23 protein-coding genes are annotated in these 23,297 nt (G+C 72.2%); 8 read left to right on the forward strand and 15 right to left on the reverse strand.

Going from position 1 to position 23,297, the window contains the following annotated elements:
- Nucleotides 1–166: 166 nt before the first annotated feature.
- The 3 genes from YIM_RS35805 to rimP all read right to left on the reverse strand — a co-directional run bounded on the left by YIM_RS35805 (nt 167) and on the right by rimP (nt 2,120).
- Nucleotides 167–412 (reverse strand): YlxR family protein, encoded by a 246-nt coding sequence (locus YIM_RS35805; RefSeq protein WP_206804729.1) that lies wholly within the window; start codon nt 410–412, stop codon nt 167–169.
- Nucleotides 413–486: 74 nt separating this feature from the next.
- The gene (nusA, locus tag YIM_RS35810; protein WP_153034546.1) at nt 487–1,584 is read right to left on the reverse strand and encodes a transcription termination factor NusA; all 1,098 of its coding nucleotides are present in this window, start codon (nt 1,582–1,584) and stop codon (nt 487–489) included.
- Complete coding sequence (gene rimP / locus YIM_RS35815) at nt 1,581–2,120, reverse strand: ribosome maturation factor RimP (protein WP_153034548.1); 540 nt, start codon at nt 2,118–2,120, stop codon at nt 1,581–1,583. The genes nusA and rimP overlap by 4 nt, the downstream gene beginning before the upstream one ends.
- 112 nt (nt 2,121–2,232) lie before the next feature.
- Here rimP and YIM_RS35820 point away from each other — a divergent pair, with 112 nt between their 5' ends.
- Nucleotides 2,233–3,180 carry a ferritin-like domain-containing protein gene (locus YIM_RS35820; RefSeq protein ID WP_228004233.1) on the forward strand — a complete coding sequence of 316 codons (948 nt, stop codon included), beginning with the start codon at nt 2,233–2,235 and terminating at the stop codon, nt 3,178–3,180.
- Here the strand turns inward: YIM_RS35820 and YIM_RS35825 are convergent.
- The 4 genes from YIM_RS35825 to YIM_RS35840 form a co-directional block, all read right to left on the reverse strand.
- Nucleotides 3,177–3,872, reverse strand: coding sequence for a hypothetical protein (locus YIM_RS35825; protein ID WP_228004234.1), 696 nt, complete (start codon nt 3,870–3,872; stop codon nt 3,177–3,179). The two genes, YIM_RS35820 and YIM_RS35825, sit on opposite strands and share 4 nt — an antisense overlap.
- Nucleotides 3,873–3,907: 35 nt before the next feature.
- Nucleotides 3,908–4,933, reverse strand: a complete 1,026-nt coding sequence (locus YIM_RS35830) for an aminotransferase class V-fold PLP-dependent enzyme (RefSeq protein WP_153034549.1) — start codon at nt 4,931–4,933, stop codon at nt 3,908–3,910.
- 9 nt (nt 4,934–4,942) lie between these two features.
- Nucleotides 4,943–6,460, reverse strand: coding sequence for a PH domain-containing protein (locus YIM_RS35835; protein ID WP_228004235.1), 1,518 nt, complete (start codon nt 6,458–6,460; stop codon nt 4,943–4,945).
- Between the two features lie 254 nt (nt 6,461–6,714).
- On the reverse strand, nt 6,715–7,209 hold the full coding sequence (locus YIM_RS35840) for a PH domain-containing protein (protein WP_153034552.1): 495 nt from the start codon (nt 7,207–7,209) through the stop codon (nt 6,715–6,717).
- Between the two features lie 99 nt (nt 7,210–7,308).
- Here YIM_RS35840 and YIM_RS49435 point away from each other — a divergent pair, with 99 nt between their 5' ends.
- The gene (locus tag YIM_RS49435) at nt 7,309–8,277 is read left to right on the forward strand and encodes a VOC family protein (protein ID WP_228004236.1); all 969 of its coding nucleotides are present in this window, start codon (nt 7,309–7,311) and stop codon (nt 8,275–8,277) included.
- Here YIM_RS49435 and YIM_RS35855 read toward each other — a convergent pair whose 3' ends face one another.
- The 3 genes from YIM_RS35855 to YIM_RS35865 all read right to left on the reverse strand — a co-directional run bounded on the left by YIM_RS35855 (nt 8,278) and on the right by YIM_RS35865 (nt 10,721).
- Nucleotides 8,278–8,904, reverse strand: a complete 627-nt coding sequence (locus YIM_RS35855; RefSeq protein ID WP_228004237.1) for a GPP34 family phosphoprotein — start codon at nt 8,902–8,904, stop codon at nt 8,278–8,280.
- A gap of 93 nt (nt 8,905–8,997) precedes the next feature.
- Nucleotides 8,998–9,777 carry an ABC transporter permease gene (locus YIM_RS35860; RefSeq protein WP_153034553.1) on the reverse strand — a complete coding sequence of 260 codons (780 nt, stop codon included), beginning with the start codon at nt 9,775–9,777 and terminating at the stop codon, nt 8,998–9,000.
- The gene (locus YIM_RS35865) at nt 9,777–10,721 is read right to left on the reverse strand and encodes an ABC transporter ATP-binding protein (protein ID WP_153034555.1); all 945 of its coding nucleotides are present in this window, start codon (nt 10,719–10,721) and stop codon (nt 9,777–9,779) included. Before YIM_RS35865 ends, YIM_RS35860 begins: the two co-directional genes overlap by 1 nt.
- 129 nt (nt 10,722–10,850) lie before the next feature.
- On the opposite strand from YIM_RS35865, the gene YIM_RS35870 reads away from it, so the two are divergent.
- Nucleotides 10,851–12,083, forward strand: coding sequence for a sensor histidine kinase (locus YIM_RS35870; RefSeq protein ID WP_228004238.1), 1,233 nt, complete (start codon nt 10,851–10,853; stop codon nt 12,081–12,083).
- A complete protein-coding gene (locus YIM_RS35875; RefSeq protein ID WP_153034558.1) occupies nt 12,058–12,705 on the forward strand; it encodes a response regulator transcription factor in 648 nt (215 codons plus the stop codon). The genes YIM_RS35870 and YIM_RS35875 overlap by 26 nt, the downstream gene beginning before the upstream one ends.
- Here YIM_RS35875 and YIM_RS35880 read toward each other — a convergent pair.
- Complete coding sequence (locus YIM_RS35880) at nt 12,694–13,077, reverse strand: helix-turn-helix domain-containing protein (RefSeq protein ID WP_153037463.1); 384 nt, start codon at nt 13,075–13,077, stop codon at nt 12,694–12,696. The genes YIM_RS35875 and YIM_RS35880 overlap by 12 nt on opposite strands.
- Before the next feature lie 127 nt (nt 13,078–13,204).
- Between YIM_RS35880 and YIM_RS35885 the strand changes: the two genes are divergently transcribed.
- A complete protein-coding gene (locus YIM_RS35885) occupies nt 13,205–14,068 on the forward strand; it encodes an SDR family oxidoreductase (RefSeq protein WP_153034559.1) in 864 nt (287 codons plus the stop codon).
- Here the strand turns inward: YIM_RS35885 and YIM_RS35890 are convergent.
- Genes YIM_RS35890 through YIM_RS35900 form a run of 3 tightly spaced genes read right to left on the reverse strand, consistent with a single transcriptional unit; the run spans nt 14,041 to nt 17,867 of the window.
- Complete coding sequence (locus YIM_RS35890; protein WP_153037464.1) at nt 14,041–14,613, reverse strand: TetR/AcrR family transcriptional regulator; 573 nt, start codon at nt 14,611–14,613, stop codon at nt 14,041–14,043. The genes YIM_RS35885 and YIM_RS35890 overlap by 28 nt on opposite strands.
- A 54-nt stretch (nt 14,614–14,667) precedes the next feature.
- Entirely contained in the window at nt 14,668–15,099 is a 432-nt protein-coding gene (locus YIM_RS35895) for an SRPBCC family protein (protein WP_153034561.1), read from the reverse strand.
- A gap of 5 nt (nt 15,100–15,104) precedes the next feature.
- On the reverse strand, nt 15,105–17,867 hold the full coding sequence (locus YIM_RS35900; RefSeq protein WP_153034563.1) for an AAA family ATPase: 2,763 nt from the start codon (nt 17,865–17,867) through the stop codon (nt 15,105–15,107).
- Between the two features lie 123 nt (nt 17,868–17,990).
- Between YIM_RS35900 and YIM_RS35905 the strand changes: the two genes are divergently transcribed.
- Genes YIM_RS35905 through mgrA form a run of 3 tightly spaced genes read left to right on the forward strand, consistent with a single transcriptional unit; the run spans nt 17,991 to nt 22,545 of the window.
- A complete protein-coding gene (locus YIM_RS35905) occupies nt 17,991–19,694 on the forward strand; it encodes a tetratricopeptide repeat protein (RefSeq protein ID WP_153034564.1) in 1,704 nt (567 codons plus the stop codon).
- Between the two features lie 7 nt (nt 19,695–19,701).
- Complete coding sequence (locus YIM_RS35910) at nt 19,702–21,507, forward strand: CocE/NonD family hydrolase (RefSeq protein WP_153034566.1); 1,806 nt, start codon at nt 19,702–19,704, stop codon at nt 21,505–21,507.
- 9 nt (nt 21,508–21,516) lie between these two features.
- Nucleotides 21,517–22,545, forward strand: a complete 1,029-nt coding sequence (gene mgrA, locus YIM_RS35915) for an L-glyceraldehyde 3-phosphate reductase (RefSeq protein ID WP_153034567.1) — start codon at nt 21,517–21,519, stop codon at nt 22,543–22,545.
- Here the strand turns inward: mgrA and YIM_RS35920 are convergent.
- Nucleotides 22,514–23,248: a TetR/AcrR family transcriptional regulator gene (locus YIM_RS35920; RefSeq protein WP_153034569.1), complete on the reverse strand. Its 735-nt coding sequence runs from the start codon at nt 23,246–23,248 to the stop codon at nt 22,514–22,516. The genes mgrA and YIM_RS35920 overlap by 32 nt on opposite strands.
- Between the last annotated feature and the right edge of the window lie 49 nt (nt 23,249–23,297).

The following is a 23,297-nucleotide window of genomic DNA, read 5'->3' on the forward strand; positions in this document are numbered from 1 at the left end:
CCTGTTCTGGGGAGGCCGGCGGCAAGACCGCAGACCTCGTCCTATTGTCGCGCGTTCATGGCTTCAGCTTCACGGCTGACTCATGACGGGTCGACCTGCTTCCTTGAATCCACGCGGCACGGGTACGTCCCGCGCCGTTCCGGGCGGCGGGCTCCACTGGAGCCCGTCACCCGGTCACACCTGAGGTGAACTGCCGGAGCTGCGCCGCGTCGAGCGGCCCGGGCACCCGCAACGCCCTGGGGAACGCTCGCCGCCGCTCGGCCTTGGCCAGGCAGTCCGCGACCGGGTGCACCCAGGCACCCCGCCCCGGCATCCGCCGACGTTCGTCGGCGATCAGCCTGCCCTCGACCGCGACCACTCGCAGCAACTCACCGCGCGAAGCCCGCTCCCGGCAACCGACACACGTGCGCACCGGGTCTCCCCGGTGGCCGAGCGCGATTTCCGGTTCCGAGCTTCGAACCACTCCCAAGTCTAGCCCCTGGTCCTTCAGTCGGCGGAACCGGTTGTTGCCGGACGCGGAGTTGAGTCCTGATCGAGTCCTGTCGACTCCGCTTCCGCCGCCCCTTCGGGCGCCTCCGGAACGTCCTCGACTACCTCCTCGACCGCGTCCGGGGCGGAGTCGCTCCGGATGTCGATCCGCCACCCGGTCAGCCGCGCGGCGAGGCGGGCGTTCTGCCCCTCCTTGCCGATGGCCAGCGACAACTGGAAGTCCGGGACCACCACACGCGCGGTCTTGGCCCGTTCGTCCACCACTCGGACAGAGACAACCTTCGCCGGCGACAGCGCATTCCCGACGAAGCGAGCCGGGTCGTCGGAGTGGTCGATGATGTCGATCTTCTCGCCGGCCAGCTCGCTCATGACATTGCGCACACGGGCGCCGACCGGGCCGATGCAGGCGCCCTTGGCGTTCACCCCGGGCACCGTGGAGCGGACCGCGATCTTGGACCGGTGACCTGGCTCACGTGCCACCGCGGCGATCTCCACCGTGCCGTCGGCGATCTCCGGCACCTCCAGCGCGAAGAGCTTGCGCACCAGGTTCGGGTGGCTGCGCGAGAGCATGATCTGCGGGCCGCGCGCGCTGCGGGAGACCGCGTAGACGTAGGCCTTGATCCGGCTGCCGTGCTGGTAGGACTCACCGGCCACCTGCTCGGCCTGCGGCAGCACGCCCTCGGTGCCGCCGATCTGCACCACCACCATGCCCCGGGCGTTGGCCCGCGCGTCGCGCTGGATCACCCCGGCGACGATCTCGCCCTCCTTGGTGGCGAACTCGCCGAAGGTCTTCTCGTGCTCGGCGTCGCGCAGCCGCTGCAGGATGACCTGCCTGGCGGTGGTGGCGGCGATCCGGCCGAAGCCCTCGGGCGTGTCGTCCCATTCCTCGTCGACCTGACCGCTGTCGTCGAGGGTGTGCGCGAGCACGCGCACGTACCCGCTCTTGCGGTCGATGTCGATCCTGGCGTGCGGCTGGTGCCCCTCCGTGTGCTTGTAGGCGGTCAGCAGCGCGGTCTCGATGGCTTCCAGCACGGTGTCGAAGGGGATGTCCTTGTCCCGCTCGATCGCACGCAGCGCCGCGATGTCGACGTTCACTTCGACTCCTCCTCCGTAATGTCGCCGGTGTCGCCGGTGTCGGCTGTGTCGCTCTCGAGCAGCTTCAGCTCCTCGGCCGGCGGTTGCCGGAACTCGATCTCGATCACCGCTTTGGCGACGTCGGTGTACCGGACCGTGCGCAGCTGCCCGTCCACGAGCATGCGCGCGCCGTCCTCGTCGCAGTTCCCCACGCGGCCGACGAAGCCGGCTCCGTCGGCGGGGGTGACCCGGACCAGTCGGAACTTCGCGCGGCGCCAGTGCCGCGGCTTGCTCAGCGGGCGATCCACCCCCGGGGAGGTGACTTCCAGCGTGTACGCGCCCGCCAGCACGTGCTCCTGCTCGTCCAGCACGGCCGAAACGGTCCGGCTGACCTCGGCCACCTCATCCAACCCCACGCCGTCCTCGCCGTCGACGACGACCTTGACCAGCTTGCGTCGGCCCGCCTGCTGCACCTCGAGGGCATCGAGCTCGAAACCCGCGCCCGAAACGGCTTCGGCCACGATCGGCTCGAGCCGCCCGGCGAGTTCTCCTGCCACCTTGGCGCTCTCCTGTTCGGCTGTTCGGCTCAGTGATGGTCCAGCTTATCCGGTGCGCCGTCAGGCACGCATGAGCGCGGTCGGCATCGGCTTGCTGGCAGGATGGGGCGTCGTGAGATCAAGACCGACACCGCTGAGCCGGCGGAGCGTCCTGCGCGCGGGCGCGTTCCTCGGCACCGCCGCCGCGACCATGCCGCTGGCCGCCGCGTGCGGCCCCGGTTACGAAACCGCGCCGGACGAGCTGGCCCCGCTGCTGGCGCGGGCCCGTGCCGACGCCACCGCCGCCACCGCGCTCGCCTCGGCCGGCGGGGACGGCGCCGAGCTGGCCGAGCAGGTCGCCGCGGTGCGCACCGCGCAGGCGGACGCGCTGCAGTCCGAAGTGGACAGGCTCAACCGGCCCAAGTCGTCCACCGCACCCGACAGCGGGCAGGCGGCCGGGCTCGACGCGCTGAAGGACCGGCTGGAGCAGGCCCGCAAGGAGGCCGCGGACCTGGTGCCGACGCTGCCGCGGCACCGCGCCGGGCTGGTCGGGTCGGTGGCCGCGGGCTGCGCCGCGCTGCAGCAGCTCTCCCCCGGTCTCGGCGCGGGTGCCGCCGGGGACGACGTGGAGCCGCCGCAGACCGGGCAACTGCCCCCGGAGTCGGTGACCGCGGTGCAGGACGCGTTGTCGGCCGAGCACGCCGCGGTGTGGGTCTACGGGCTGGTCACCGCGTTCCTGCCGAACGACTTCCGCAGCGGGACCGACAACGGCGCGAGCGCGCACCGCGACCGCCGGGACGCCTGCGAGCGGATGCTGACCGCGGCCGGGGCGACCCCGGTCCCGACCGAGCCCGCCTACCTGCCGCCGAAGCCGGTGACCGACGCGAAGTCGGCGATGGCGCTGGTGGCCACCGCCGAAGCGGACGCGGCCGCGGCCTGGCGCGGGGTGCTCGAACGCACCGACGACACCGTGCTGCGGACGGTCGCGCTGCGTGCGCTGGTCGGCTCGGCCACGCGCGGCACGTCGTGGCGCAAGGAGGCGGGCGAGTCACCCGCCGCCGTCGCGCTGCCGGGGACCTAGGTCCCGGGGCGCAGGGCCTCGGACAGCCGCAGCGCGTCGGCCGTGACCCGCTTGAGCAGCGGGTCGTCCTTGTGCTTGTCGTAGAAGTCACCCTCGACGATGGTCACCTCGGCGCCGCTGGCCTTGGACTCGTAGTTGCCCTTGGCCACCTCGGGCGCCTTGGGCAGCTTGGCGGTGCCGTCGCGGAGCAGGTCGTTGATGTTGCCGGTGTTGTCGGTGTCGGTGACCGCCTTGAGCTGGGCGGCCAGTTCCGGGTCCGGCATGGTGACCAGCACCACCGAGACCAGCGCCCGCGCGCCCTCACCGGCGTTGGTCACGTACAGCGCGCGCACCACCCGCTGGCAGGGGTGCTCGGCGAACCAGCGCTTGATCTCGCCGTAGGCGTTCCCGGCGCAGTCGGTGCTGGTCACCGGGCCCGCCACGCGCTCGTACTTGAACTCGCCGGAGACCAGCGGGTCCGGTTGGGCCTGGATCTCGGGCTCGGCCTCGTACCGGATCAGCCACCAGACCAGCCCGGACACCAGCGCGACGAGCACCAGGCCGAGACCCTTGAACACGGGACCGCCGAACAGCGAACCGGACGGCGGGAACGACCGCCGGTCAGGGGGCGGCGCGGACTGCCCGACGCGCGGTAGCGGCGCGGTGTCGCTCGCGGCGTCACCACCGGGGTAGGAGAAGTTGGCACCAACCACGAGGTGTCACGGTAACCGACGTCCCACTCCGATGGTCACTCGAACGGGCGCAGCGCCTTCAACACCAGCTCACAGTCCTCCGCGGAGTTGTAGAGATGGAAGCCGAGCCGGGTCCGCCCGGCCCGTTTGCTGCACACCACCCCGGCCTCGCCGAGCTGGGCGGGAGCCTCCGGCTGCGGCAGCGAGACGATCGCGCTGCCCCGCTCCGGGAGGCCGAGTCCGGCCAGCACCGAGTCGGCCAGCTTCACGCAGTGCGCCCGCACCTGCTCCAGGTCCAGCGAGGCGAGATAGGGCAGGGTGACCGCGGCGCCGACGTGCGAGAGCCAGGTCGGGGACAGGTCCAGCGAGCGCGGGCCGTCGGCCAGGCGCATCGGCAAGCCGTAGACGGTCTCCCACGGGTTGCCACCCGCGTACCAGTTCGCGCCGTGCGGCACCGTGCGCTCCAGCGCGCGCGGGTGCACCGCGATCCAGGCGGCCCCGCGCGGGGCCATCAGGAACTTGTAGCAGGCCGAGACCACCCAGTCCGCCCAGCCGAGGTCGAGCGGCTGCCAGCCGATGGCCTGCGTCGCGTCGAGCAGCACCGGGACGCCGGTGGCGCGCAGCGCGTCGAGGTCGGCGTAGCGGCCGTCGGCGGACTGGACCACGCTCACCGCGACCAGGTCGTGGCCCGCCGCGCGGTCCGCGAGATCGGCCAGTGGCGCCTCGGTGACCGTGACACCACGCCGTTCCTGCGCCGCGAAGGGAAAGGTCACGCTGGTGAAGTCGCCCTCGGCGACGAGCACCTTCGCCCCGTCGGGCAGTCCGGCGGCGACCATCGAGATCAGCTGCGAAACCGTGGTGCCGGTACCGACCCGCTCGGCCTCGACGCCGATCAGCCGCGCGAAACCGTCCCGCGACGCCGCCACCACCGCGTCGAAGTCCGGCGGCCGGTCCGCGCCACGGCGCCAGCGGGCCACGGCTTCGGCCACCGCGTCGGCGGCCGAAGCCGGGGGCACCCCGATGCTCGGCGTGTTCAGGTACCCGGCCGGAACGTCGAACTGTTCCCCGAAAGCAGTGCGCATACCGTCAATCTAGCCACGTTCCAGGAACGGCCCGAGCAGTTCCGGCACCGCCTCGTCGGCGAAGGCCAGGCCCTCGCTCTCGGCCGCGTCGAGCACGGCGTAACCACCGGACCCGGCGGCCGTGGTGGCGGTCAGCGTGATCAGCCCGGCGCGCCGCTGGAAGATCGACTGCTTGACCGTCCAGCCGATCACGCCCTCGCGTTGCAGCGCCACCGTGGCCCGCCGCACCGTACCGGCCCTGGCCACCAGGTAGTCCCCCGAAATGGCGTGGCCGAGCGACTTGTAGGCGTCGACGGCCAGCACCACCGCGATCGGCAGGCCGAGCACCGCGGCGATCCACGCGAGGTGCAGCAGCACGTCGGTGAGCAGCAGGCCGAGCACGGCGAGAACGGCCACCAGCACCACCACGGTGCCGATCGCCCACCGCAGCCGCCGTCCGCGGGCGGCGAGCGGGTGCCCGATCAACTGGGCCGCCTCGGTCGGCGACTTCCGCTCCCGCAGCACCACCGCGGCGATGTGGTCGGCCAGTTCCTTGGGCGCGGCGGGCAGCAGCGTCTTGTTGTCGGTCTTGTCGTCCTCCTGGCGCTGCACCATGCCGGTGGCCACGGCGTCCACCCTGGCCGCGCCGGCCAGCCGGACGCCGAGCGGTTCGACCACCTCGACCCCGCGCAGCCGCCGCTCCTCGAGCGAGATCGAGCGCGTGGTCAGCAGCCCGCGGCGCACCCGCAGCGTGCCGCCCGGCTCGCGTTCGAGGTGGTAGTTCCACCACATCTCGACGAACAGCGCGAGCGAGCCGACAAAGCCGACCACCAGCAGGATGCCCGCGAGCACCAGGATCGCCAGCACCAGCGGGAAACCGCGGAACAGGTCGATCATCCAGCGGACGAAGCCGTCCTGGATGCCGATCCAGTCCGACACCTGCATCACCGCGCCACCGGCGGCCAGGCCGAGCGCGGGCACCAGGAAGGAGATCGGCGCGTACCGGATCCAGGCCGGGTCGAGCCGGGCGAGCGTGCCGTCCACCCCGGGTCGCTCGTCCACTGTGGACTCACGCGCCAGCAGTTCACGGCGCAGCCGGTCGGCCTCGGTTTTGGTGACCGGGTTCAGCACCAGCGTGCTCTCCCCGCCCTGGCGCTGCTCCCCGGTGCCGATCTTCACCGAGACCAGTCCGAAGATCCGCAGCAGCGGGTTCGCGGTCAGGTCCACGTTGCGGATGCGCTCCCTGGCCAGCGACCGGCGTTTCACCAGCAGCAGCCCGGTGTGCAGTTCGGCGCGCTCGGGGCCGACGCGGTAACGCGTCTTGAGCCAGCGCACGTAGTCCGCCGCGGTGCCGCCGAGCACCAGCAGCGCGGCCGCGGGCAGCACCCAGGCCAGCGCGACGCCGAGCCCGTTGCCCGCCGCGATCCCGATCCCGGTCGGCACCCCCGCGCCGACGGCGACCCCGGCCAGCACCAGCGCGCTCACGTAGATCGTGCGGCGGTCGAGCCTGCGCCACGATTCGGTGGCCTCCTCGGGCACGGTGGGCACAGCGGCCTCGGCGGACCCGGCGGGCCCAGCGGACCCGGCGGACCCAGCGGACCCGGCGGGCCCAGCGGACCCGGCGGACCCGGCGGACCCAGCGGACCCGGCGGACCCAGCGGGCCCAGCGGACCCGGCGGACCCGGCGGACCCAGCGGGCCCAGTGGGCTCGGCGGACCCGGCGGGCCTCGTGGGCTCGGCAGTCTCGGTCAGCTCGGCTGTCTCGGCAGTCTCGGCGGACCCGGTGGGCTTGATGGGCTCGGTCATGTGGCGTCACCCGGCGTGGCCTGGGTGGTTTCGGTGAGCTGCTGGGCCAGGTCCGCGGCGAGTTCGTGGTCCAGCCCCTCGATCTTGATCGGGCCCTTCGACGACGCGGTGGTCACCGTGACCGTGGCCAGCTTGAAGCCCTGCTCCAGCGGACCGCGCACGGTGTCCACGGTCTGGATCCGTGACATCGGCGCCACGCGCCACTCCTGCCAGAAATACCCGGTGCGCACGTAGACCGCGGTGTCGGTGACCTCCCAGCGGTGCACGCGGTACCACCACAACGGCATCAGCACCACGAACGGCAACGCGATCACCCCCAGCACCACCGCGGGCAGCAGCAGCCAGAACCGCGCCCCGCTGATCAGCAGGCCCAGCACCACCAGCACGGCCACCGGGACGGCGAAGGTCAGCGCCCACTGCGCGCGCCACCACCCGACCACCCGTGGATTCAGTTCGTTGCTCGGCGGCCGCAGCCGCACCGTCCCCGACATGGAATTGCCCCTGTCCCCATGTTTACAATGCGATCGCATGGTAAACGAGGGGTGAGCGGCCGGGCAACGCGGCCACCGCGCAGTGGCAGGGGGAACGGTTTGCCGAAGAAGGTGGACCCCGACGAGCGCCGCGGCCTGATCGCCAGGGCGCTGGTGCGCCTGGCGACCGAGCGCGGGCTGGAGGCGGTGAGCCTGCGGCAGGTGGCCACCGAAGCCGGGCTGTCCATGGGCGCGGTGCAGCACTACTTCCGCACCAAGGACGAGATGCTGCTCTACGCGCTGCAGTACCAGAGCGCCGAACGCGACCGGCGGATCACCGAGCGGGTGCTGGCCATCGCCGAGCACCCCTCCCCCAAGGACATCGTGCGCACCTGCCTGGCCGAACTGCTGCCGGTGGACGAGGTGACCCGCGCCGAGCAGCTGATCGAGACCGCTTTTTTCATCCGCGCGCTGACCGAGCCGGAGATGCGCCAGGTGATCACCGAAGGCACCCCGAAGCTGATCGACTTCTTCGCCGGGCTGCTGCGGACCGCGCAGGCCGCCGGGGACGTGGCCGCCGACCGCGATCCGGTGCAGGAGGCGCGTCTGCTCTGGAGCATGGTCGACTCCCTGCGCACCTCGGTGATCCTGGAGGAGTGCTCGGCCGACGAGGTGCTGACCACCATCGACTACTACCTCGACCGGTTGTTCCGGCCGCGCTCGAAGCTCGCCGTCGTGGTGGTCGACTGCCCCGACCCCCGGGCACTCGCGCCGTTCTACGAAAAACTGCTGGGGGCCGAGCGGACCAAGGACGGCCCGGACTCCGTGGAACTGGCGCTCGGCGGTGAGCAGCCCGCACTGGCCCTGCACCGGACCGAGCACTACCTCCGCCCGGACTGGGCCACCGGCGAGCCCGCCCAGCAACTGCACCTCGACCTGCTGGTGGCCGATCTGGACGAGGCGGAGCGTGAGGTGCTCGCGCTCGGCGGGCAGCTGCTCGACGGCTCCGACAAGCCCATCGGCTACCGCGTGTACGCCGATCCGGCCGGCCACCCGTTCTGCCTGGTCACCCCGGAAGGGCTCGGCTGATCAGCCGCCGCCGTCGCCGCCCGACGCGGCCGCGGCGCGCACCTGGCGCAGTTCGCGGAACACCTTGCGCAGCGCCGGAATCGCCGCGCCACCACGTTCCTCCAGCTCCCGCAGCCGCGCCTTGCACCGCCGCCGGTCCCGGCCGGAAACCACGCCCTTCAGTTCGACGGCGGCCACCAGCGCGACCAGCGCGGCGTCCTCACGGGGAACGCGCGACACCGGCGCGTCACCTCGAAGCGCTTTGTCGACAGTGGCGTGCAGATCCCGCACCAGCGCGGTGTTCCGCAGGGTGATCCGGCGCCGCCCGAAGAACCGCGAGCGCTCCACCCGGATCAGGTGCGCCTCGGAAAGCTGTTCCTCCACCGAATCCAGCGCGCGCCGGTAGTCCTTGCGCACCCAGTGCCGCCATTTGCGCGGATCGCTCTCGACGACCTGCCCGAGCACCTCGTCGAGCACGGCGTCCCCGGTGGAACCACCGGGCACCGCACCGGCCACGCCGTCGTGGTCGGCCACCCGGCCCCGCAGCAGCAGATCGGTCAGCGCGGCGGCCCGGACCAGATACCCCACCCGTTGCCGGTCCGGCAGCCGATCCCCGCGGCAGGCCAGCAGATAGGCCTTGGCAGGCAAGGATAACTCGATCTTGTCGGTCACTGGCTCCTCATTCCCGGCCGCAGCCGCGCTCGGTGCCGAAGTATTCCACCGACGCGCCGGTCGGCACAGTCATCGGGCGTCCCTGGTGACGAGCACGTGGCGGGTGACCGTCCACAGCAGACCGATCCAGGCCGCCATCACCAGCCCGGCCGCCCACAGCGGCAGGTTCTGCGTGCCGTTGCCGGTGAACGCGTCCGCGGTGGCCGACGGCAGGAACCGCAGCACGTGGGTGTGCACCCAGTCCGGCAGCATCGGGCCGAGGATCGCGGGCAGGTAGACCAGGCCGAGCAGGGTGGCGATGGCCCCGGCGGCACTGCGCAGCAGCACCGCGACCAGCACGCCGAGCAGGCTGAACAAGACGATCTGCAGGGCCCAGCCGAACACGGTCCGCAGCACACCGGGATCACCGAAGCCCGCGTACGGCACCCCGGCGCCGGCGAAGATGCCCTGGCTCACCAGGAACGCGGCCACCGCGCAGAACAGCCCGCCGACCGCCGCCACCGCGCCGACCACCAGCACCTTGGCGGCCAGGAACCGCCCGCGCCGCGCGGTGATCGCCAGCGAGACCGCGATCATCCGGCTGGCGAACTCGGACGCGGTGGCGTTGACCGCGAGCACGATGAACGGGATCAGCACCAGCCCGAGCGCGAACAGCCCGCTGCCGACCGGGTCGAACGCGAGCTTTTCGGGCGGGCTGAGCGTGTCGTGCCCGGCGGCGACCGCGGTGGCGAACAACGCGGTCAGCCCGATCGCCAGCACCACCGCCACCACCAGGGTCAGCCAGGAGGACCGGACCGAGCGCAGTTTGGTCCACTCGCTCGCGATCGTCGCTCCCGGACGCGGTGCCATCACCGGCTCCCTTCTTCGGTCAGCGCCCGCGCGGTCTCGGCGACTTCGGCGGAGTACTGCGCGGAGCCCGCGGTCAGTTCCAGGAACGCGGCTTCGAGGCTGGCGCGGACGGTGGTCAGTTCGTGCACGGGAATGCGCTGCGCGAGCGCGAAGTCGCCGATCCACGGCGCGGCGAGCCCGGTCACCACCAGGTCGCCGTCCGGCTCCCGGCGGACCCGGCCGCCGTGCTCGCCGAGCAATCCGCCGAGCCGCGCGGCCTCCGGGGTCCGCACCCGCACGTGGGCGTGTGCGCTGCGCGAGGTCAGTTCGGTGATCGGCAGGTCGGCGATCAGCTTCCCGCGCCCGATGACCAGCACGTGGTCGGCGGTCTCCTCCATCTCGTTCATCAGGTGGCTGGAAACAAAAACCGTGCGGCCCTCCGCCGCCAGCTCGCGCATCAGCGTGCGGATCCACTGGATGCCCTCGGGATCGAGGCCGTTGACCGGTTCGTCGAACAGCAGCGTGGCCGGGTCGCCCAGCAGCGCGCCGGCGATGCCGAGGCGCTGTGACATGCCGAGCGAGAAGTCCCCGGCCCGCCTGCCCGCCACCGCGGTGAGCCCGACCTGGTCGAGCACCTCGTCCACCCGGCGCACCGGGATCCCGCCCGCCTGCGCCATCCACTTCAGGTGCGCGTGCGCGCTGCGTCCACTGTGGACAGCCTTGGCGTCGAGCACGGCACCGATCTCCCTCGGTGGCGCCGGTATGTCCGCATAGGACCGGCCGCCGATGGTCACCGTGCCGCGGCTGGGCCGGTCGAGGCCGAGCACCATTCGCATGGTGGTGGACTTCCCGGCCCCGTTCGGGCCGAGGAAGCCGGTGACCACCCCCGGCCGGACGTCGAACGACAGGCCGTCCACCGCGGTGGTGCCGCCGAAGGTCTTGACTAGTTCCCTCACTTCGATCACCTGCTCAGCAGACCGCGCGGCGGGGTTGCACCGATACCGCGCTTGGCGGGCAACCGGATCAACTTTGGTTGATCGGGGAACGGCCGGAAGTGGGCAGCGGGCCGGACCGGTGCTCGCTACCGTGAGCTGGTGCGCCGGCCTTCCAAAACCGACCTGATCTCGCTCGCGGTCACCTCGCTGGCACTGTCCGGACTGGACGTCGCGCTCTACGCGGCCGGGCAGCGGACCAGCGGCTGGGCCGGTCCGCACGCATGGCTGGCGCTCCAGCTGGTGCTCGACCTCTCACTGCTGGTGGTGTGGCGCTTCCCGCGCACGGTGTTCGGCCTCGGCGTGGGCGGGGCGGTGGCGATGCTGGTGGCCGACCTGTTCGCGCCGGGCCTGCTGTCCCCGCTCGACCCGTTGACGCTGGCCACCGTGCCCACCGTCACGCCGGTGCTGGTGGTGGCGATGGTCCGGGTGCTGGACCGGCGGACGGCGCTGATCCTGACCGGGGTGCTGGCGGTGATCGCCACCCGTGCCTGGACGCCGAGCTGGGACATCACGCCGTTCGGACTGGTCAACACCGTGCTGCCGGCGCTGCTGATCCTCTACGTGGACGCGCGCAAGCAGTTGCTCCAGTCGCTCCGGGACCGGGCGGAACGCGCGGAACGCGAGCAGGCGCTGCTGGCCGAGCGGGCGCGGGCGCAGGAACGGCGGCGGCTGGCCGCGGAGATGCACGACGTGGTGACCCACCAGCTCAGCCTGATGGTGCTGCACGCCGGTGCGCTCGGGGTCAGTTCGGCGGAGGAGCCGGTGCGCGCGGCCGCCGAGGAAATCCGCGCCGCGGGCACCAGGGCGCTCGACGAACTGCGGGACCTGGTCGGCGTGCTGCACACCGGTCAGTCCGAAATGGACAGAAAGGGTGAGCGGCGGGTCGACGCGGCGGCCGACATCGCCGCGCTGGAAGCACTGGCCGCGGAATCCGCGTCGGTCGGCGTCGAGGTCCGGCTCGATCTCGACGGTGATCCCGCCCAGCTCTCACCGACGATTTCCCGTACCGCGCACCGGATCGTGCAGGAAGCGCTGACCAACGTGCGCAAGCACGCGCCGGGAGCCGTGGTGGACACCGGAATCCGCTACTCCGCCGACGGGGTGCGGATCAGCGTGCGCAACGGCCCGGCGTCGGCGCGGCCGGACCCGGTGCTCGCCGAGAGCGGTTCCGGGGCGGGACTGGCCGGCTTGCGGCAGCGCGCGGATCTGCTCGGCGGCTCGCTGCGGGCGGGGCCGCTGCCGGGTGGCGGCTTCGAAGTCGGTGCGATACTGCCCGCGTACGTTCCCACGGCAGAGGGTGCACGGAATGATCCGGGTAGTCGTCGTCGATGACGAGCCGATGGTGTGCGCGCACCTGAAGACGATCCTGTCCTCGGCCGCGGACATCGAGGTCGCCGGTTCCGCGGCCGACGGCGCGGAGGCGGTGGAGGCGGTCATCCGGCACCGGCCGCGGGTGGTGCTGATGGACCTGCGCATGCCCGGCGTCGACGGCCTGACCGCGATCGAGCGCATCGCCGAACTGCCCGACCCGCCCGCCGTGGTCGCGCTGACCACCTTCGACGCCGACAGCTACGTCATCCGCGCCCTGCGTGCCGGTGCGGCGGGCTTCCTGGTGAAGTCGACCCCGCCGGAGGACCTGATCGGCCTGGTCCGGGTGGCCGCCGACGGGCACACCGTGCTCTCGCCGGAGGCCGCGCGCCGCCTGGTCGCCGCGTCGGCCGGGGAGCAGCACCGGGCCGAGCGGGCGCGCGACCGGATCTCGGTGCTGTCCGAGCGGGAGGTCCAGGTGCTCGGCTGCCTCGGCTCCGGACTGTCCAATGCGGACATCGCGGCCCGGCTGCACCTCTCGGAGTCGACGGTGAAGAGCTACGTCTCGCGGATGCTGGTGAAGCTGGACTGCGCGAACCGAACCCAGGCGGGCCTGCTGGCCCACGAAGCGGGCCTACTTCCCTGACCGGGCCGCCTTCACGGCGTCGGCGCGGTCGTAGGCTTCCCGCGCGGCGGCCACCCGGTCCATGTGCTGGGTGGCCCACTTCGTGAGCACCGCGAGCGGCTCGGCCAGGTCGCGTCCCAGGTCGGTCAGCTCGTACTCCACCCGCGGCGGGATCTCCGGATACATGCGCCGCGCCAGGATGCCGTCGCGGACCAGGGCGCGCAGGGTCTGGGTGAGCATCTTCTGCGAGATGCCCGACACCCGCTTCCCGATCTCGGTGAACCGCAGCGGCCCGCCGCCCAGCACGCCCACGATCAACACGGTCCACTGGTCCCCGATGCGGTCGAGCAGCTGCCGCGTCGGGCAGTCGCGGTCGTACGGATCCGGTATCACGAAGGTCATACCCAATACTCTCCCACAGAGAGTTACAGACTTCAAAGTCATTACTCTCCGAACGGAATCAATGGCGGGCCGGCCCCGTTGACCAGGGCGAACAGGCACCGACACTGAGGAGCACAACATGACGATCGTGGTGACCGGGGCGACCGGCCAGCTGGGCCGGCTGGTGGTCGAGCACCTGCTCAAGCGGGTGGACGCGAGCGAGATCGCGGTGAGCGTCCGTGAACCGGCCAAGGCCGCGGATCTCGGCGTCGACGTCCGGCAGGGCGACTTCGACCGGCCGGAGACCCTCGACCAGGCCTTCGCCGGTGCCGACAAGGTGCTGTTCATCTCCACCGGCGACGTCTCCGACCACCGCGTCACCCAGCACGGGAACGCGATCGAGGCGGCCAAGCGCGCCGGGGTGCGGCACGTTTTCTACACCTCGCTGACCAAGGCGGACTCCAGCAGCATGCTGCTCGCCCGCACCCACGGTCCGACCGAGGAACTGCTCAAGGCGAGCGGCCTGACCTACACCATCCTGCGCAACAACTGGTACCTGGAGAACGATCTCGGCACCATCGCCGCGGCGCTGGCCACCGGCACGCTGGCCAGCTCGGCCGGCGACGGCCGGACCGCCCCGGTGACCCGCGCGGAGTACGCCGAGGCGGCGGCGGTCGCGCTGACCACCGGCGGCCACGAGAACGCCGTCTACGAGCTGGGCTCGCCGGTCACCTACTCCTACGCGGACTGGGCGGCGGCGCTGAGCGAGGCCACCGGCCGCGAGATCACCTTCACCGCGCTCACCGACGAGCAGGCCGAGGAGCAGCTCACCGCGGCCGGGCTGCCCGCGCCGCTGGTCGGCGTGCTGGTCGACTCGAACCGGGGCATCGCCGCCGGGGACCTGGCGCTCGCCGCGCCGGACCTGGCCAAGCTGATCGGCCGCGAGCCGGTGACCCTGCGCGAGTGGGTCGCGGCTCAGGCCGCTTCGAGCAGCGCGGAGTAGAGCACCCGCAGGTGGCGCCGGGCGCGGGCCCAGCGCGCGTCCAGCTCGGCCTGGTCGCGGGTCGCCCAGCTGGCGATCAGGATCCCGCGCACGGTGTCCATCGCGGTGTAGACCGCGGGCAGGAACTCGGGGTGCCCGGCGTAACCCGGCAGCAGCGCCTTGCCGAACTCGACCAGGCTCGAGGTGGCGATCGGCTCCACCGCGGACATCTGGCGCCGCAGGTCGGGGTCGGTGCGCGAGGCCACCCACAGCTCGACGGTGGCCGAGAACACCGGCCCCTGGTGCATCTCCCACATCAGCTGCAGCGCGTCACCGACCGGATCGGCCGACGCCTTCAGCCGGTCGATCTCGGCCATCGCCACCTCGGTGCGCTTGGCCGCCAGGTGCCGGATCGCCGAGGTGACCAGATCGGCCTTGGTCGGGAAGTGGTGCACCTGGGCGCCACGGGTGACCCCGGCGCGCTCGGCCACCCTGGTGGTCGTCGTGCCGGCGTACCCGTGCTCGACCAGGCAGTCGACGGTGGCGTCGAGCAGGCGCCGGCGCATGGCGGCGCTGCGTTCCTCCTGGGTCCGGCGTTCCGCGGTCGGCATGCGGTGACTCTATGCGGTCGCCCCCGCGCCCAGCCCGGCGACCACCTTGGCGTGGAAGTAACCGAAGAACCAGCGGTAGAACCAGCCGGTGCCGGGGATCTTCGGGGTGAATTCGCAGTGCCAGTGCAGTTCGGTGCCGCCGCCGACCGGGGTCAGCGTGGCGTCCACCCGGTAGTCCCGCAGCGGAAGCCCTCGTAGCAGTGTGTAGCTGAACCGGCGATCGGGTTCCAGCTCGACGATCTGCTCGTAGCTGGCGAACGGCGGCGTCCGGAACAACCGGATCGCGCCGACGCCTTCGGGTTCGGTCTCCCCCGGCCGGTACAGCTCGAAGGAGCCCAGCGGGGTCAGCTCCGGCCACCGGGCCCCTTCACGCAGCACCGCGTAGAGCTGCGCGGGCGTGACGGGGAACTCGGCTCGGACGTCGATCACCTTGCGCGCCATGCGGTTCATAATGCCCGGCCGACCCCGGCGCGGGAGCGGACCCGCAGTTTTCGCAGTACTCGCGACACATGCGTCTCCACCGTCTTCTCACTGATCACCAGTTGCTCCGCGATCTCCCGGTTGGTGCGCCCGGCCGCCACCAGCTGCGCGATCTCGTGTTCCCGGTTGCTCAACCCGGCACCGGAACCGTGGGCCGGCCGCGGCACCCGGCGCCCGAACCGGCGCAGCTCGCGCACCGCGTGGTCGCGGTAGCGGTAGGCGCCCAGCGCGGCCAGGTCCCGTTCCGCGCGCAGCAGTTCGGCCAGGCCGCGGTCCCGGTCACCGTTCGCGGCCAGCGCCCGTCCGGCGACGATGCGCGCCTGCCCGGCCCGCACCTGGCAGCCCGCCGTTCCGGCCAGGCCGAGCGCGGTGAAGGCGGCGTCGGCGGCCGCGTCGAACTCCGCCGAATCCAGCAGCACCAACGCTTCCGCGTACCGCACGACCGACTGGCGCGAGGCCAGCGGGATCCCGTCCACCGCCTCGCGGGCCTGCCCGAGCAGGTGGCCGGCCCCCGGCCGGTCCCCGGCCGCCAGCGCCGCCGTGATCAGCACCAGGTGCAATCGCGGCCACCACGGCCGGTCCACCAGTTCGAAGTTCCCGGTCGTCTCCAGCAGCACCGGTTCCACGTCGGCGAAGCGCCCGGCTGCCTGCAACGCTTCCGCGTACCCGACGCCCGCGTCGCCCAGCAGCGCCGCCGCCCCGGTGTCACGGCCGATCGCCAGCGCCTCCTCCGCCGACGCCACCGCGGCGCTCACCTCGCCGCGCCACACCTGCGCGCGAGTGCTCACGCACAACGCGAGCGCCGCGCCGTACCGGTTTCCCCCGCCGCGGCACAGTTCGTACGCCTCGGTCGCGTCCTCGAGCGTTTCCACCGGACGGCCTCGCGACGCGTGCGCGGCAGCGCGTGCGGTCCAGAGCAGGGGCGCGACCAGTGCCTGCCCGGACGACCTGGCCAGGTCGAGCCCGCGCGTGGCGTGCCGGATCGCGTCGTCCGGCCGGTCCAGGTCCTGTTCGGCCCGCGCCAGTGGCAGGCAGGCGTCGAGCCGGGTCAGCAGCAGTTCGTCGGTCATCGCGTCGAACCTCGCGGCCGCGCGGTCGACGGTCGCGATGGCCTCCTCGATCCGGCCCAGCGCGTACTGCCCGTGCGCCAGCAGCGCGGTCGCCAGCACGTGGGCGGGCCCGTCGGCGGCGAGCGCCAGGTCCGCGTGCCGCTCGACTTCCGCGTGGTCGGCGCGGATCAGCGCGGTGCTCGCCAGTTCGGCGTGCAACGCGGCCCGGCACACGACCAGTTCCCTCGGCACCACGCGGAGTTCGCGGTCCAGGAGCGCCCGTGCCCGGTCGTGCCGTCCCGAAGCGCACTCGACGAACGACCGGAAGGCGACGAGTTCCGTCCTGGCCGGTGACGGCCGGGTCAGCGTGAGCAGCTCGTCCGCCGCCCGCCTGCTCTCGTCGATCAGGCCCGCCGCACCCGCGCACAAAGCCAGGCGGGTCAACAGTTCCTGGCGCCGGGAACGGTGCACCTCCCCGTTCGGCAACAGGTCCAGTGCCGCGCCGAACCAGCGCGCGGCTTCGGCTGGCAACGCCGCCTTTCCCGCGTCCGCCAGCAGTTCCACCGCCACCAGATCACCGGCCACCGCGCTGCGCTCGACGTGTTCCGCGATGGCCGCCACGCCCGCCCCGCGCCGGGCGAGGATTTCGGCGGCACGGGCGTGGGCCGCGCGCCGCCACCCGGGCCCCGCCGTCTGGTGCACGGCCCGGCGCACGATCGGGTGCCGGAAGCGGAACCGGCCGGTTCCCCCGACGGGTCGCACCAGGTCGGCGGCGGCCAGTTCGTCGAGCGCGGTCAGGAATTCACCGAGTGGTAGTTCGGCGATTTCCGCCGCCAGGCCGGGTTCGAAGGGCATTTCGGACAGCGAGGCGGCCCACGCGGCGATTCGCGTCCCCGGCGCCAGTGCGCGCAGTTCCGTGGAAACCGCGCTGAACACCGTCTGGGGCAGGCTCGACGCGCCTTCCTTGGCCAGTGCCGCGAAGTAGAACGGATTGCCGCCGGATTCGTGGTGCAGTGCGGCCACTTCCGCCGCGGCCGGGTCCGGCATCAGCCCGGCGACCTCATCAAGGCTCAACGGGCCGAGCGGCACCTCTTCGAACTCGCTGCCCGGCCGGGCGGTGTCGAGCAGCAGCCGCAGCCGTTCCGGGCCTCGGGCCGGGCGCATCGCCCCCGCCAGCAGCAACGGCGCGTCGGGCAGCCACCGCACGAGGTGGCCGAACAGTTCGATCGAGGCGGCATCGGCCCACTGGAGGTCGTCGAGCACCAGCACCAGCGGCCGTTGCGCGGCGAGCCGCGCCAGCAGCGCGCTCACCGCCCAGCGGACGTGCGAAGCGGCGGGAACCCGGTCCACCGGCGGGCCGAACGCGGGGAACACCACCCGCAGTTCGCCGGCCGGGCCGAGCACCGCCCGCCCCGACTCCCCGAGCGACCGGAGGAACGGGTCCAGCGCGTGCGCGAAAACGGCGTACGGCTCGGCCCGCTCGAACTCGGTGGCGGCACCGCCGAAAACCCGCGCGGCACCGGCCCGCCCGGTCAGCTCGGCGAGCAACCGGGTTTTGCCGATGCCCGGTTCCCCGGTGAGCACCACCGCGCCCGGCCGCCCGGCGGCCAGCGCGGCCAGCATCCGGCCCAGCACCGCCAGTTCGGCCGCGCGCCCCGCCGGCGGTCCATCCTCGTCCACCGGGTCATGGTCACCCAGCGCACGGTGTCGGCAAAGCCGGATGAGGGAATCCCCCGATACCGGACTAGCCCGGTGATGCGGAAGGTGGAGATCACAACGCGCATCCCGCACGAGGTGTTCTCCATGTCGGCAACTCCGTTACCACTGGACGGCTGTCGGCAACGGTTGACCGGTGTGCGCGGTGCGCTCACCACGGCCGTGCTGCGGCTGAGCCCGGCCGACCGGCAGTTGCTGAGCAGGCTCGCGGTGTTTCCCGGCTTGTTCACCACGGCCGCGGTACGCGAGCTGACCGGCGGCCCGGACCCCGCCCCGGCCCTGGCACGGCTGTCCGGCGCCGCGCTGGTGGTGCGCTGCGGCACGCGGTTCCGGCTGCTGCGCGTGGTGCGCGAGTACTTCGCCGCCGAGCCGGTCGCGCCGGCCGGCCCGGTGTCCGGCGCGGACCGCGAACGCCTCGACCACCTGCTGAACCTGAGCGCCGTCGCGCGGTTCGCCGGCGAACACGAGCGAGCGGCCGACCGGCTGACCGAGGCACTGGCGATCTGCGCCCGGTGCGGTGACGTCCCCAACGCCGGGATCGTGCTCGACGCGCTCGGTGACGCCGCGCTCGAACTCGGCGACTACGCCGGCGCGTTCGCCAGGTACGCGCAGAGCAGACGGCTGGCGATGCGCCTGGCCGACCCGCTCTGGACCGCGGAATCGCTGAACCGCCTCGGCCTGGTTTCCTGGTTGCGCGGGGATTTCGGCACCGCGCGCATGTTGTGCGCCGGTGCCGGGGCGATTTCGAAGGTCCAGTCCGGGACGCGGGCGAAGCGGGCCCAGTCCCGCGCGCTGCTCGGGCTGGGCGTGGTCGCGCTCCACCGCGGTGAGCACGCCTCGGCCCGCGCGCTGCTTTCGCAGAGCTTCGCCGGTGCCGACCGGGCGTCCTGGCGCGACGGCAAGGCGTGGTCGCTCGGCCAGCTCGGGCTGCTCTCGCTGCACGAAGGCGATACCACCGCGGCGCGGCGTTACCTGCGCGCGAGCCTGCGCAACCACCATTCGCTCAACGCGCGGTGGCGGATCGCCAGTCAGCTGGAGGCACTGGCCGCGGTCGCTCTGGCGGCTCGGGAGCCGGAACACGCCGTGCGCCTGCTCGGCGCCTCGGCCGAGTTGCGCATGCTGACCGGCGCGCGCGTGCCACCGGTGGAACGCGCGGCCCGGCAGCGGACGCTGGCCGCCGCGCGCGGCGCGGTGTCACCGGACCGCTTCACGCAGTTGTGGTCCGCGGTCACCGCCGAACAGGTGATCCGCGAGGAACTCGACGAGCACGCCCCGGCCGCGCGGGTGGTGGATCCGCCGCTGCGGGTGTTCGCCTTCGGCCGGGCGGAGGTGTTCCTCGGCTCCGAACCGCTGCTGCCCGCCGACTGGACCTTCGCCAAACCCCGCGAGCTGCTGTACTTCCTGCTCACCGAAACCGACTGCACCAAGCACCGGATCGGGCGGGCGCTGTGGCCGTGGTCCACCGACGCGCAGGTCCGCAACAACTTCCACACCACGCTGCACCACCTGCGCCGGGCGCTGCGGCAGCCGGGCTGGGTGACCTACTCGAACGGGCGCTACCGCTTCGACCGCGAAGCAGGCTGCGACTTCGACGTCGACCGCTTCCGCAACGCCCTGCGCGACACCGAACTGGCCCCGGCGAAGTGGCTGGCCACCGCGGTCGAGGTCTACCGGGGCGACTTCCTCGACGGCGAGCCCGGTGAGCACTGGATCACCGAGCGTCGCGCGGCGCTGCGCGAGGACTACGAACGTGCCGTGAAAACCCTGGAAGTGCTCCGGCGTCGGCCATAATCGGCCCATGCGGATTCTGGGCGGGCTGCTGGTCTTGGTGTTGCTGGCGGGGCTGACCGCCCCGGTTTCCGCGGCCGGTGCCGCGGGCAAGCCGTTCCAGCTGGAAAACGGGGTGAGCGCGCCGATCTACTCCTACGAGCACGCCATCCGCGAAACGGTGTGGGTCGACATCGGCACCGATCTCGACCGCGACGGCGCCGGGGATCGGATCGCCGCGGACATCATCCGCCCGGCGGAACCGGCGGCCCGCGGGCAGCGCGTGCCGGTGATCATGGACGTCAGCCCGTACTACGCGTGTTGCGGGCGCGGCAACGAAGCGCAGAAGAAGACCTACGCGCCCGACGGCACCCCGCTGGGCTTCCCGCTCTTCTACGACAACTACTTCGTGCCCCGTGGTTACGCGGTGGTGCTGGTCGACGCCGGTGGCACCAACCGCTCCCGCGGCTGTTTCGACGACGTGCCGTCCGGACGCGGCGTCGTCGACTGGCTCAACGGCCGCGCGACCGGCTACTCCGCGGTGGAGGGCGGCACGCCGGTCCGGGCGGACTGGACCACCGGCGCGGTTGGTCTGGTGGGCAAGTCCCAGGACGGCGCGACCGCGATCGGCGTCGCCTCCACCGGTGTCGAAGGCGTCCGGACCATCGTGCCGATCGCCGGGGTCAGCTCCTACTACGAGGTGCACAACTCCGACGGCGCGTGGCACGGTGGTGGCGGCGGCCCGCCGGGACTGCTCAACCCGCGCGCCCAGGAGCTGTGCGCACCGTGGATGGCCGAGCAGGAAGAGCTCGCGGGCACCGACGGCGACTACAACCGGTACTGGGAGTCGCTGAACTACGTGCACCAGGCACATCGCGTGCGCGCCAGCGTGTTCGCCGTCCAGGGCTTCGGTGATCTCAACGTGCGCACCATCCAGTTCGGTCCGTGGTGGGACGCGCTCGGCGCGCACGGCGTGACCCGAAAGGCGTGGCTGAGCCAGGCCGGTCACGTCGACCCGTTCGACCTCCAGCGCCCCGAGTTCGTGCACACCCTGCACCGCTGGCTGGACCGGTGGCTGCTGGACGTCCGCAACGGGATCGAGCACGAACCGGCCGTGCACCGCGAAGCCGCCGTCGGCCAGTGGGTGGACGAACGCCGCTGGCCACCGGCGAGCGCCCGGCCGGTGACCCTCCGGCCGACCGGCGACGGCGGACTGGGCACTGCACCCGCGAACGGCGTGGAGTCCATTGTGGACGACCCCGCACTGACCGGCTACGACTGGATCCGGCAGCCCGCCGATCCTTCGACCGCGCGAGTGGTCTTCACCACCGAGCCACTGGACCGGCCCACGCAGCTGTCGGGCACCGGCTCGGTGACGGTGAAGGTGCGCTCGAGCACGCCGCAGGCCAGGGTCGGCGCGATGCTGGTCGACTACGGCCCGGCCACCGTCCGCGCCACCTACCAGGGCGCTCCCGGCATCCGGAACCTGGAAACCCGGTCGTGCTGGGGCGAGAGCGCGCCCGGCGACAGCGCCTGTTACCTGGACACCGAAACCACCACCGAAACCGTCGACCACCAGCTGCTGGCCGCGGGCTGGGCGGACATCGGGCACCACCGGACCCTCTGGCGCGGTGAGGACCTGCGGCCGGACCGGTACTACACGATGACCTTCCGCATCTCCACAGTGGACAAGCTGGTGCCCGCCGGGCACCGGATCGGGCTGGTGCTGGGCGGTACGGACGCGTTCTGGATCCGCTCGCCGAGCCTGCACCCGGCGCTGGACTTCGACCTGGCGGGTACCTCGGTGACCGTGCCGGTCGCCGGACCGAAGCCGTAGGCTGCGGTGGTGACTTACATCGCGGCTGCCGACAGGTACGACTCCATGGTTTACCGGCGCTCCGGGCGCAGCGGGCTGCACCTGCCCGCCGTCTCGCTCGGCCTGTGGCACAACTTCGGCCACGACCGGCCGTTCGAGACCCAGCGCGCCATCTGCCGCCGGGCCTTCGACCTCGGCATCACCCACTTCGACCTGGCCAACAACTACGGCCCGCCCTACGGTGCCGCGGAAAGCAACTTCGGCCGGATGCTGGCCGGGGACTTCCGCCCATACCGGGACGAACTTGTTTTCTCGACCAAGGCGGGTTACGACATGTGGCCGGGGCCGTACGGCAACTTCGGTTCGCGCAAGTACCTGCTCGCCTCGCTGGACCAGTCGCTGGAGCGGATGGGTCTGGACTATGTGGACATCTTCTACTCGCACCGGTTCGATCCGGACACCCCGCTGGAGGAGACGGTCGGCGCGCTGGACACCGCGGTCCGCTCCGGGCGCGCGCTCTACGTCGGCATCTCGTCGTATTCCTCGGAAAAGACGGCCGAGGCCGCGCGGTTGCTGCGTGAACTGGGCACCCCGCTGCTGATCCACCAGCCGTCCTACTCGATGCTGAACCGCTGGATCGAGGAACAGGATCTGCTGTCCACTCTGGACACCGTCGGCGCCGGGTGCATCGCGTTCTCCCCGCTGGCGCAGGGCCTGCTGACCGACCGCTACCTCGACGGCATTCCCGCCGACTCGCGGGCGGCCACCGGCGGCGCGCTCGACGAGGGCATGCTCACCGAGGAGAACCTCACCCGCGTCCGCGCGCTGAACGAGGTCGCGAAGCGGCGCGGGCAGAGCCTGGCCCAGCTCGCGCTGGCGTGGGCGCTGCGCGACAAGCGGGTCACCTCGGTGCTGATCGGCGCCAGCAGCGTGGCCCAGCTGGAGGCGAACGTCGGCTCGCTGGGCAATCTCGAGTTCACCGACGAGGAACTGGCCGAGATCGAGCGGTACGCGGTCGAGGGCGACATCAACCTGTGGGCGCGGTCTTCCGCGCACTGACGTAGTGCTCGATGCCGTCGAGCAGGCGCCGCAGGCCGAACTCCAGATCGGGCAGGACCTCCTGCGCGAACTCGGTCTGCGGCGCGCCGACGCTTTCGAACGTGCCGTCCTCGATCATGCTCGCCAGGATCGGGTACTGGCCGGTCCGAGCGCCCAGTACCAGCGCGGCACCGAACTCCTCCATCGGCTTGAGGTCGACCGAAAGGCGCGCGAGGCTGAAGGTGGCGGCGTTGACGAACATCGTCACCCCGATCCGCTCTCCCTTGTCCAGCCCCGATTCCTCCAGCGCGCGCAGGGCCGCTTCCAGCCACGCCAGCCCTTGGGGGCCCGACGGCGGACCTTCGATCTTCACCGACATCAGCCACGCGTGCTCGCGGTAGCCCCGCCACATCGCGCGCACCCAGGCCTCCACCTCCGCGCGCCAGTCGCCGCCGGACGGTTCGGGCGGCGGCCCGAGCGCGACGTCGGACATCAGCGCGATCAGCTGGTCCTTGCCTGAGACGTAGCGGTAGAGCGACATCGTGGTGTAGCCGAGTTCACCGGCGACGCGCTGCATGGACAACGCGTCGAGCCCTTCACTGTCGGCCACCCGCACGCCGGCCTTCACGATCTCGTCGAGCGTGAGCCCCGGCTTCGGCCCTCTCGCCGGGCGTTCCCGGTTCCCCCACATCAGTTCCAGATTGCTGGCCCGGTCCTTCGGCATCTCCCACCCATCTTCGGCGCTTGACGGCCATCCTAGAACTGTGTATCAC

This window comes from Amycolatopsis sp. YIM 10 (assembly GCF_009429145.1).
In the GTDB taxonomy this organism is placed as follows: domain Bacteria; phylum Actinomycetota; class Actinomycetes; order Mycobacteriales; family Pseudonocardiaceae; genus Amycolatopsis.